Annotated in this window: 8 protein-coding genes; all 8 read left to right on the forward strand. The window is 44.4% G+C overall.

The features are described from left to right. Positions 1 to 13 precede the first annotated feature (13 nt). The 8 genes from ACMJ0U_RS08960 (at position 14) to ACMJ0U_RS08995 (ending at position 11,160) form a co-directional block, all read left to right on the forward strand. Positions 14 to 1,165 (forward strand): efflux RND transporter periplasmic adaptor subunit, encoded by a 1,152-nt coding sequence (locus ACMJ0U_RS08960; RefSeq protein WP_417129634.1) that lies wholly within the window; start codon positions 14 to 16, stop codon positions 1,163 to 1,165. A 79-nt stretch (positions 1,166 to 1,244) separates the two neighbouring features. Further along, entirely contained in the window at positions 1,245 to 4,475 is a 3,231-nt protein-coding gene (locus ACMJ0U_RS08965) for an efflux RND transporter permease subunit (RefSeq protein WP_417129627.1), read from the forward strand. Between the two features lie 8 nt (positions 4,476 to 4,483). Beyond that, complete coding sequence (locus tag ACMJ0U_RS08970) at positions 4,484 to 5,866, forward strand: efflux transporter outer membrane subunit (protein ID WP_417129628.1); 1,383 nt, start codon at positions 4,484 to 4,486, stop codon at positions 5,864 to 5,866. Between the two features lie 22 nt (positions 5,867 to 5,888). Further along, positions 5,889 to 6,656: an acyl-ACP--UDP-N-acetylglucosamine O-acyltransferase gene (gene lpxA / locus ACMJ0U_RS08975; protein ID WP_417129629.1), complete on the forward strand. Its 768-nt coding sequence runs from the start codon at positions 5,889 to 5,891 to the stop codon at positions 6,654 to 6,656. A 9-nt stretch (positions 6,657 to 6,665) separates the two neighbouring features. Next, on the forward strand, positions 6,666 to 7,307 hold the full coding sequence (locus ACMJ0U_RS08980) for a TetR/AcrR family transcriptional regulator (protein ID WP_417129630.1): 642 nt from the start codon (positions 6,666 to 6,668) through the stop codon (positions 7,305 to 7,307). A gap of 53 nt (positions 7,308 to 7,360) precedes the next feature. Beyond that, complete coding sequence (locus ACMJ0U_RS08985) at positions 7,361 to 8,737, forward strand: SGNH/GDSL hydrolase family protein (RefSeq protein WP_417129631.1); 1,377 nt, start codon at positions 7,361 to 7,363, stop codon at positions 8,735 to 8,737. Beyond that, positions 8,724 to 9,692: a GDSL-type esterase/lipase family protein gene (locus ACMJ0U_RS08990; protein ID WP_417129632.1), complete on the forward strand. Its 969-nt coding sequence runs from the start codon at positions 8,724 to 8,726 to the stop codon at positions 9,690 to 9,692. The genes ACMJ0U_RS08985 and ACMJ0U_RS08990 overlap by 14 nt, the downstream gene beginning before the upstream one ends. Beyond that, a complete protein-coding gene (locus tag ACMJ0U_RS08995) occupies positions 9,658 to 11,160 on the forward strand; it encodes an MBOAT family O-acyltransferase (RefSeq protein ID WP_417129633.1) in 1,503 nt (500 codons plus the stop codon). Before ACMJ0U_RS08990 ends, ACMJ0U_RS08995 begins: the two co-directional genes overlap by 35 nt. Positions 11,161 to 11,229: the final 69 nt, after the last annotated feature.

Consider the following 11,229-nt stretch of genomic DNA (forward strand, 5'->3'; position numbering starts at 1 on the left):
GGCAGTCTATGCATTGACTCTTTCATTGCTGACTGCATGTGGAGGCGGTCAGGGGGGTATGAGAATGGGTGATGATGAATTTGCAGTTGAAACACTTACAGCTGCATCCAGCAATCAGACAACCCAGTATCCCGCTACAATCAAAGGTTTGCAGGATATTGAAATTCGTCCGCAAGTATCAGGATTTATCGTGAAGTTATGTGTGGATGAAGGAGCTACGGTTCGTAAGGGGCAGGCGTTGTTCCAAATTGATCCGACCCAGTATCAGGCTGTATATGATCAGGCAAAGGCTGGCGTGGCTTCTGCAAAAGCTAATTTGGAAACTGTTACATCAACTGAAGCAAACAAAAAAATGTTGCATGAACAGAAGATTATCAGTGATTTTGAATATCAAACTGCTGTAAACAATTTACTTTCTGCTAAAGCCAGTTTAGCACAAGCTGAAGCTTCTTATGCGGCAGCTAAACAGAATTTGGGTTTCTGTACTGTAACTAGTCCTTCTGACGGGGTGATTGGTACTTTCCCCTATCGTGTAGGTGCACTGGTTAGTCCTTCAGTAGTAGAACCGTTGACAACGGTTTCTCAGATTGGAGATATGTACGTGTATTTCTCAATGACTGAAAAGCAGTTGCTGGCATTGACAAAGGCGGGTGGCACATTGAAAGAACAGTTGGAAAAAATGCCGGCTGTAAAATTGCAGCTGGCTGATGGAACGATGTATTCAGAAGAAGGTAAAATTGATGCTGTGAGCGGGGTGATTGACCAGACTACAGGTTCTGTGAGCATGCGTGCTATTTTCCCGAACAAGCAGAATATTCTTCGTAGTGGAGGTATGGCCAACGTGGTATTCCCATACACTATGAGCGACATTATCTTGATTCCTCAGACTGCTACTCAGGAAATTCAGGACAAGAAGTTTGTATATGTTTTACAATCTGACAATACTATCAAACATACTGAAGTACAGATTTCCAACTTAAACGATGGCAAGCATTATATTGTGACTGGTGGCTTGAAACCTGGTGATAAAATTGTAGTGGAAGGTGTTCAGACTCTGAAAGACGGACAAAAGATTACTCCGATTACTTTAGCTGAGAAGGAAGCTAAATTCCAGAAAGCGTTACAAGACCAGCGAGATGGTAATATTCAGACTGCTTTTAAATAATAAACAACGATTTTTATGGTTCGGGGGAATAGTGTTTATTAAAAGTTCTCGGACTGTAATTATAAATGGTATTTAAAGAATGAAACTAGATAAATTTATTAACCGTCCGGTACTGTCAACGGTAATTTCTATTTTGATAGTAATTCTGGGTGTGATTGGTTTGGCCACCCTGCCGGTTACACAATATCCGGACATTGCACCTCCTACCGTATCGGTAAGAGCAACTTATACAGGTGCGAATGCACAGACTGTGTTGAACTCAGTGATTGCTCCGCTGGAAGACCAGATTAACGGTGTAGAAAACATGATGTATATCCAGTCTAGTGCCTCAAACAATGGTTCAGCTGATATCAGTATTTATTTTAATCAGGGTACTGACCCGGATATGGCTGCTGTCAACGTACAGAATCGTGTGTCTATGGCACAAGGCTTGTTGCCGGCTGAAGTTACCAAGGTGGGTGTGACTACACAGAAACGCCAGAACTCTATGTTGTTGATTTTCTCATTGTATGATGCAGAAGATAAGTATAACATTGAGTTTATTGAAAACTATGCCAAGATTAACTTGATTCCGGAAGTTCAGCGTGTAAAAGGTGTGGGTGATGCCAACGTGATGGGTCAGGACTACTCTATGCGCATTTGGTTGAAGCCGGATGTGATGGCACAATATAACTTGGTCCCGTCTGATATTTCAGGTGTATTGGCCGAACAGAATATTGAAGCAGCACCTGGACAGTTTGGTGAACGTGGTAACCAGACTTTCCAGTATACAATTCGTTACAAAGGTCGTTTGCAGCAGACGGAAGAATTTGAAGATATTGTTATCAAGGCTCTGCCTAATGGTGAGGTACTTCGTTTGGGAGATGTAGCTCGTATCGAATTAGGGCGTCTGGCTTATACTTTTAATAATACAGTAAACGGCCATAAGGCTGTAACATGTATCGTGTTCCAGATGGCGGGAACCAATGCAACAGAAACAATCAACAACTTGCTGGATGTAATCAGCAAGGCTGAAGAAAGCTTGCCTGCCGGATTGAAGATTAATGTAGCTCAGAATGCCAATGACTTCTTGTATGCGTCTATCCACGAAGTTATCAAGACTTTGATTGAAGCCTTTGTGCTGGTGTTCATCGTAGTATATGTGTTCTTGCAGGATATGCGTTCTACATTGATTCCGGCCATTGCCATTCCGGTAGCCTTGATTGCTACCTTCTTCGTTTTGAAACTGATTGGATTTAGTGTGAACTTGCTGACACTTTCGGCGATGGTGCTTGCCATTGCGATTGTAGTCGATGATGCCATTGTGGTGGTGGAAGGTGTACATGCCAAGTTGGACCAGGGATACAAATCATCTCGTGAGGCTTCCATCGATGCCATGAGCGAACTGGGTGGTGCGCTGGTTTCTATTACATTGGTCATGATGTCTGTGTTTATCCCGGTAAGTTTCATGGGAGGTACGGCCGGTACATTCTATCGTCAGTTCGGTATTACGATGGCGATTTCTATCGCATTTTCAGCATTGAACGCGTTGACACTTTCTCCGGCATTGTGTGCGATTTTCCTGAAACCGCACGATACCGAACACAAGCAAAAGAAGATGAGTATGGTCGATCGTTTCCATACTTCTTTCAATGCCGCATACGATTCATTGCTGAAGAGCTATAAGAAGCGTGTGGTATTCTTCATTCATAAAAAATGGCTTTCATTCGGATTGGTGGCTGCATCTATCGTATTGTTGATGTTCTTTATGAAGACTACTCCGACAGGTATGGTGCCTAATGAAGATACCGGTACTATCATGGGTGCTGTGACATTGCCTCCTGGTTCTTCTCAGGAACGTGCTATGGAAGTGTTGGCAAGGGTGGATAGCTTAGTTGCTGCAGAACCTGCCGTTCAGTCTCGTACTATTATTTCCGGATATAGCTTTATTGGTGGACAAGGACCTTCTTACGGTTCTGTCATCATCAAATTGAAAGACTGGGAAGAACGTTCCATGATGCAGAATTCAGATATTATCTATTCTACTTTGTTCTTGCGTGCACAGAAGGTTATTAAGGATGCACAGGTATTGTTCTTTGCTCCTCCGATGATTCCGGGTTATTCTGTATCAAGTGATATTGAATTGAACATGCAGGATAAGACTGGTGGTTCACTGGACCACTTTTTTGAAGTCGTAAATAACTATACGGCCGCATTGGAAGCACGTCCGGAAATCAATTCAGCGAAGACTACTTTTAACCCGAGCTTCCCGCAGTATCAGCTTGACATTGATGCGGCAGCTTGTAAAAAGGCTGGTATCAGTCCGAGCGATATTCTTTCTACCATGCAGGGATATTTTGGAGGTTTGTATGCTTCTAACTTCAACCGTTTCGGTAAGATGTATCGTGTAATGATTCAGGCAGAACCGGATGCTACTAAGAACATGGAGTCGTTGAACGGAGTGAAAGTACGTGGTAGCAATGGAGAAATGGCTCCTATTACACAATTCGTAAGCATGAAGAAAGTATACGGTCCAGATATTATCAACCGTTTCAACTTGTATACTTCAATGAAAGTGATGGTGGCTCCTGCTTCTGGTTACACTTCTGGTCAGGCGTTGCAGGCTATTGCTGAAGTGGCTAAGGAAAATCTTCCGATGGGATTCGGTTACGAACTAGGAGGTATGGCACGTGAGGAAGCACAGACAAGTGGCAGTACGACCGGTCTTATCTTCGTACTTTGCTTCGTCTTTGTTTACTTGCTGCTGAGTGCCCAGTATGAAAGTTACATTCTGCCGTTGGCCGTATTGCTTTCTGTACCTTTCGGTTTGATGGGTAGCTTTATCTTCGTTAACGGATTCAGTGCTTTGGGAAGCATTCCTGCATTGAAGATGATTTTGGGGACCATGTCAAATGACATTTACATGCAGATTGCCTTGATTATGTTGATGGGTCTGCTGGCTAAGAATGCCATCTTGATTGTAGAGTTTGCACTCGACCGTCGCAAACAGGGAATGAGTATTTCTTGGGCGGCTGTTCTGGGAGCTGCAGCCCGTCTTCGTCCTATCTTGATGACTTCATTGGCCATGATTGTCGGTTTGATTCCGTTGATGTTGGCTATGGGTGTAGGAGCTCATGGTAACCGTACGTTGGGTGCTTCAGCTATTGGTGGTATGTTGATTGGTATGATTTGCCAGATTTTCATCGTGCCGGTATTGTTTGTGGTATTCCAGTGGTTGCAGGAGAAATTCAAGCCGATGGAATGGGATAGTCTCGATGAAAGTGAAGTGGAAGCTGAAATTGAACAGTATTCTCCTAATACGCATAAATAAGATTGACAATGAAAAAACAGATAATAGGAATGATGTGTTTAACTGCCATGATGAGCGGTTGCCACATTTATAAAGCTTATGATCGTCCGGAAACGATAGATGCCTCAGGCGTCTATCGTGACCCGGCTTCGGCAACTGATACATTGGCTGCCGATACGGCTAATATGGGAAATTTACCTTGGAAAGAAATTTTCCGCGATGCTAAATTACAGGCCTTAATTGAAGAGGGACTGGCTAATAATGTAGATATGCAGGCTGCTGCCCTTCGTGTACAAGAAGCGAAAGTGATGTTGACTGCAGCTAAATTATCATATTTGCCTTCTATTAATCTGGCTCCGCAAGGAACTACTACCAGTATGGGAGGTGGAAACTATGTAAAGGCGTACCAGCTTCCAGTGTCTGCCAGTTGGGAAATAGACTTGTTCGGAAAAATTTTGAACACAAAACGTGGACAAAAAGTGGCCTACGAACAAAGTAAGTATGCTGAACAGGCGGTACGGTCACAGATTATTTGCGGAGTGGCTAATATTTATTATTCATTGTTGATGCTCGACCGCCAAGTGGAAATAACCACTGAAACAGCTGCCATTTACAAGGAGAATGTACGTGTAATGGAAGCTATGAAGATTGCGGGTATGACCACAGAGGCTGCTGTAGCACAGATGCGTGCTGCCAGCCATCAGGTAGAAGCTTCTTTAATGGATTTGAAGCGTCAGGTGCGTGAAACAGAAAACTCACTTGCTGTGTTGCTGGCAAAAGCTCCGCAGACTATTGACCGCAGTACTTTGGATGAGCAGGTTATGCCAGAAGAACTGGCTGCGGGTGTGCCGATGCAGTTGCTGGAGAATCGCCCGGATGTAAAGATGGCTGAAATGACGCTTGCTGCGGCTTATTATACAACCAACTCTGCTCGTGCAGCTTTCTACCCGGGATTAAATATTACAGGGCTGGCAGGCTGGACTAATGGTTCTGGCATTTCTGTGTCAAATCCGGGTGAATTTATGTTGCAGGCTTTGGCTTCATTGGCTCAGCCTATTTTCAACAACGGTAAGCTGATTGCTAACTTGAAGGTGTCGAAAGCAGAAGAAAAAATCGCCAAGATGAATTACCAGCAGACTATCCTGGAGGCTGGAAAAGAAGTGAGCGATGCTTTGTTCCTGTTTGAAACCCAGAACAAGAAGCTGGTGGAAGACCGTGGACAGGTAGAACAGTTAGATAAAGCAGTGACTTATACCAAAGCGTTGTTCCAGAGTGGAGATGCCACTTACCTGGAAATCCTGACTGCGCAGCAGAGCTTACTGAGTGCACAGTTGACAGAAGTTTCTGATAATTTTCAGCGTATGCAAGCTGTTATCAACTTGTACAGTGCATTGGGAGGTGGTAGAAATTGATTAACCTTAAAATGAGAAAACTATGATAAGTCCTTTAGCTTATGTAGATCCGTCAGCCAAACTTGGCAAGAACGTGACAGTACATCCTTTTGCCTATATTGACAAGAATGTGGAGATAGGTGATGATAACGTGATTATGCCTTATGCCAGTCTGATGAGTGGCACACGTATGGGAAATGGAAACACAGTTTATCAGGGAGCTGTGGTGGCAGCAGTTCCCCAGGATTTTGCCTTTACGGGTGAAGAGACACTGGCCATTATCGGCAATAACAATGTGATTCGTGAAAATGCTGTGATTATCCGTGGTACACGTGCTTCACATGCTACTAAGGTAGGTAATGGTAATTTTATCATGACCGGTGCCCGTCTTTCTCATGATGTGGAGGTCGGCAACCGTTGTATTATTGGTAATGGCTCACAAGTGTCGGGTAATTGTATTATATATGACTGTGCAATTCTGACATCCAATGTGCTGATGCAGGGAAATACACGTTTGGGTAATTTTTCTGTGGTGCAGGGAGGATGCCGCTTTATTAAAGATATTCCTCCATATATTGTGGCTGCACATGAACCGATAGCTTTTTATAGTATTAATACAAGGGTACTGGAGCATGCTGGTTTTTCAGAGACGATTATCAAGCATATTGCACAAGCATATCGCATATTGTATAAGGCTAATACATCATTGAATGATGCATTGGGACGTATTCGTGAACAGATTCCGAACGGACCGGAAATAGAGAATATCATTCGGTTTGTAGAAACTTCAAAATTAGGAATTATTCATTGATGTAGATAAATGGCAGTACGAAGAAAGGAAAACGAACGTGAAGAGTTAAAACTGCGTGTGGTGGAAACAGCTTCCAAATCTTTTATGAGTTTGGGAATTAAGGCTGTCCACATGGACGATATAGCAAGTTCGCTTTCTATATCCAAGCGTACGCTTTATGAATTGTTTGGAGATAAAGAAGAACTCCTATTGGAAGTTTTTCGTTTCTATCGTCGTTGTATGAATGAGTATATGCAAGAGATTGCTTCCAGCGCGGATAACGTGCTGGAAGTAATCCTTACTTTCTATGAGCGTAAGTTTAATGAATTATGTACGGTGAACCCTCTGTTTTTTCGTGACCTGCGCAGATATTCCAAGGTGTTGGATTATATACATGATGACCGTCGCAGGGGTGATGCCGATGCGTTGGCGTATTTTGAGAAGGGGATAGAGCAAGGTATTTTTCGTAGCGACATCAATTTTCAGATTATCAATCAGGCTATGGCCATGCAGATGGACTTGCTGATTTATTCAGACATTACAGACCATTATCCGCTGGCCGAAATCTATAGTGAGATTACTATTTTGCACATGCGGGGAATTACCACGGAGAAAGGTTACCGTATGGTTGATGATTTCTTGCAGAATATTCGAGAAAAATATACCAGATAATCTTTTGTACTTAAAATTCCTCTATCTTTGCACTCAGTTTTAGAGGAAAGTTCATGAAGAATAAATTATTATACACTTTTCTGTTCACCTTTCTGGTGGTGGTTGGCTTGTGTGCCATGTATTTTTTACCTTCCGCATCTTTTTGTGGGCAACCTTTAAGAAAGGTCGACCTGCTTTCGGATATCCGTATTAAGAAGGAGATGACAGAGCCTGTGGATTCTGATACACTGGTGTTGCCGCTTCCGGTAAAGCCTGTTTTTGTTGATACTTGCAAGAGCGGTATGGTATGTATAGAGGAATATACCGATTCTATGGGATATGGAATGACACGTTTTTATGAGGCTTTGGAGAAAGTGGAATCTTTAGGTCGTCCTGTGCGCATTGCTTATTTCGGGGATTCATTTATTGAGGCTGATATCTTGACCGGCGATTTGCGCGAAATGTTACAGAAACGTTTTGGTGGATGCGGAGTGGGATATGTGCCCATAACAACCAAGATAGCAGGTTTTCGTCCTACGGTGCATCATTCTTTTGGCGGATGGAGTAGTCATTCTATTACAGATTCTACGTATTTTGATCGTTCCCGTCAGGATATTTCTAATCATTATTTTGCTCCTTCTCAGGGAGCTTACGTGATGTTGAAAGGAGAGAAACGTTTCTTGTCGCGTATAGATACTTGTGATGTTTCTACGTGTTATTTCTTGACTCTCGATTCTTTGCGACTGACCGTATCTGTCAATGGAAGAGAACCTCAGCAATTCTTAGTGGATGGAAAAGAAGAGTTACAGGCGGTATCAGTGAACGGACGTATCGGTTCTGTTCGCTGGAATGTGGAGAAACTGGATTCTACCGCTTTATTCTATGCCGTGACAATGGATCCATACCGGGGAGTGGTGGTGGATAACTTCAGTACCCGTGGAAGCAGTGGACAGCAACTGGGAAATATTCCGATGTCGATACTTCGTCAGTATAATCGTTTGCGTACGTATGATTTGATTGTGTTGCAATATGGACTGAATGTGGCTTCAGACCAGGTGATGAACTATACTTATTACAAGGATGCCATGAAACCTGTTGTGGAGCGTTTGAAGACAGCTTTTCCGGAAGCTTCTTTCCTGATTGTCAGTGTAGGAGATAGGGAGAACAAGGATGAGAATGGCGAGCTGCGTACTATGCCCGGGGTGAAACGTCTTATTCGCTATCAGCAGGCACTTGCAGCAGAAACACATGTGGCATTCTGGAATATGTTTGAAGCCATGGGAGGAGAAGGAAGCATGGTGGACATGGTGAACCATAAGCCTCAGATGGCCAATTATGACTATACCCACATCAATTTCAGGGGAGGAAAGCACATTGCCGGACTTCTGTTTGAGACCTTGATGTACGGCAAAGAACAGTACGAAAAACGAAAAGCTTATGAAATGGAGTGAGATACGTTTTTGGGGGGTACTCTTCGGGTTCCTTTTGGGAGCATTGCCGCTTTTAGCGCAGGATGCTTTGCCGGAGAAATCGCGTCCTGACCGTCATTCCGGTCATGTGTCCGACAGCGAGGCCATGCAGCAGCTGATGCGTTTTGTGGAAGTCAGCAATCCGATGCCTGCTGGATTTAAGGGAACAACTGAAAATACGATTATAGACCCAACGCACGAACTGGAGCCTTTCTGGCAGAAGCTTTCCGTACTCGACCGTCCGTTACGTATCGTGCACATCGGTGATTCTCATGTGCGGGGGCATGTGTATCCTTATATTGTACGGCGTCAGCTGGAGGACGATTTCGGACGGGAGGCCGTGCTCGATATGCAGGTGAGTTACCGTACTTCGGGATTGGCGCAGGAAACGGGAGCAGCAGGAATTGTGTATCACATAGTAGGAGTAAACGGAGCGACTTGTGCTTCTTTTGCTACACCTGAGAATATTCGTCAGATTATCGAACTGAATCCGGACCTGGTTATTCTTTCGTTCGGTACCAATGAGGCACATGGCCGCCGTTATGCTTCGGCAGAACATCTGCTTCAGATGGATAACCTGTTGGGCGAACTGAAGGAGGGATGTCCGCAGGCAGTGTATTTGCTGACTACTCCTCCCGGAGCGTATGTCCGTAATGGACGACGGGGCGCAAGGGTAATCAATCCTCGCACGAAGCTGGTGGTAAAGACAGAGCTGGATTATGCAGCTTCGCGTAAGTTGGCTTTATGGGATATGTATCATGTGGTGGGGGGTGAACGCTATGCCTGTCAGAACTGGAGTGCAGGAAATTATTACCAGCGTGACAAGATTCATTTTACACAGGACGGATATATTTTGCAGGGATTATTATTACACGAAGCGATTATCAAATCATACAACAATTATGTGGAAACTCAACTGGACGGAACTTGGAATTGACTGGGACAGACTTAAGGATGTGCTGATGTACGACGCGTCGCAGCCGATGATTTTTAGCAGTGGCTTTTTTTTGCTTCTTTTTCTCGGATTCAGCCTGATTTACCTGATTTTGCCGAAAAAAACGACGGCACGCCTGCTGTTTGTTACCTTGTTTTCTTATTATTTCTATTATAAGAGTAGCGGATTTTATTTCTTTCTGCTGGGTATTGTCACGGTGTCCGATTTTTTACTGGCTCGCAGAATGGAGCTGACTGTACAGCCTTGGAAACGGAAACTGCTGGTGGTATGCAGTTTGTGCATCAACCTTGGACTGCTTTGTTATTTCAAGTACACCAACTTCTTTTATGAAATGCTGGCTCCGCTGTGGCACGGGCACTTTGAACCGCTGGACATTTTCCTTCCGGTGGGAATCTCTTTCTTTACCTTCCAGTCGCTGAGTTATACCATCGACGTGTACCGTCGTGACCTGAAGCCGTTGACTAACTTGCTGGATTACGCGTTTTATGTGTCCTTTTTTCCGCAGTTGGTGGCAGGGCCCATCGTACGTGCACGCGACTTTATCCCACAAATCCGTCAGCCTTTGTTCGTGTCGTCTGAAATGTTCGGACAGGGCATTTTCTTCATTTTGAGCGGCTTGTTCAAGAAAGCGGTGATTTCAGACTATATCAGCGTGAACTTTGTAGAACGTATTTTCGATAATCCGGGACTTTATTCCGGACTGGAAAACCTGTTTGGTGTCTACGGATATGCCTTGCAGATATATTGTGACTTTTCGGGTTACAGTGACATGGCCATCGGTATTGCCTTGTTGCTGGGATTCCGTTTCCCGCTCAACTTCGACTCACCTTATAAGTCGGACAGTGTGACCGACTTCTGGCATCGCTGGCACATTTCCCTGTCGTCCTGGTTGCGCGACTATCTTTATATCTCCCTGGGTGGTAACCGGAAGGGGAAAATCCGTACCTACATCAACCTGATACTGACCATGCTGCTGGGTGGTCTGTGGCACGGCGCTTCGTGGAACTTTGTGGTGTGGGGCGGATTGCACGGAGTGGCACTGGCCTTACATAAGTTTTACCGTAATCTGTTGGGACGTTCCAAGCAATATCGCAGTCGGGGAGTACGTAAATTCTTTGCCGTGGTGCTGACCTTCCATTTTGTATGCTTCTGCTGGATATTTTTCCGTAATTCCACGTTCGAGGCTTCAGTGACCATGATTCGCCAGATAGTTACGGCTTTCCATCCGGAATTGCTGGAGCAGCTTTTGACGGGCTACTGGAAGGTATTTGCGCTGATGGGAGTCGGCTTTCTGCTTCACTTTTGTCCTGACAGCTGGCAGAATGCGTGCAGCCGGGGCATGGTGCGCATGCCGCTCGTAGCGCAGGCACTGATAATGATTGCACTGATTTATCTGGTCATTCAGGTGAAAAGCAGCGATATTCAGCCGTTTATCTACTTCCAGTTCTGATGGGTGTGGTCGTATAGGCGTGTAAGAGTATAACTATTTTAGTCTTCGCTCTCTATTTTTTCAGGAAAA

This window comes from Phocaeicola sp. (genome assembly GCF_048170425.1).
GTDB lineage: Bacteria > Bacteroidota > Bacteroidia > Bacteroidales > Bacteroidaceae > Phocaeicola.

Excerpts from the sequence above, each read along its gene's own strand:
- ACMJ0U_RS08985 (WP_417129631.1), top strand. The coding sequence starts at position 7,361 with ATGAAGAATAAATTATTATACACTTTTCTGTTCACCTTTCTGGTGGTG.
- ACMJ0U_RS08965 (WP_417129627.1), top strand. The coding sequence starts at position 1,245 with ATGAAACTAGATAAATTTATTAACCGTCCGGTACTGTCAACGGTAATT.
- ACMJ0U_RS08990 (WP_417129632.1), top strand. The coding sequence starts at position 8,724 with ATGAAATGGAGTGAGATACGTTTTTGGGGGGTACTCTTCGGGTTCCTT.
- lpxA (WP_417129629.1), top strand. The coding sequence starts at position 5,889 with ATGATAAGTCCTTTAGCTTATGTAGATCCGTCAGCCAAACTTGGCAAG.
- ACMJ0U_RS08970 (WP_417129628.1), top strand. The coding sequence starts at position 4,484 with ATGAAAAAACAGATAATAGGAATGATGTGTTTAACTGCCATGATGAGC.
- ACMJ0U_RS08980 (WP_417129630.1), top strand. The coding sequence starts at position 6,666 with ATGGCAGTACGAAGAAAGGAAAACGAACGTGAAGAGTTAAAACTGCGT.
- ACMJ0U_RS08995 (WP_417129633.1), top strand. The coding sequence starts at position 9,658 with ATGTGGAAACTCAACTGGACGGAACTTGGAATTGACTGGGACAGACTT.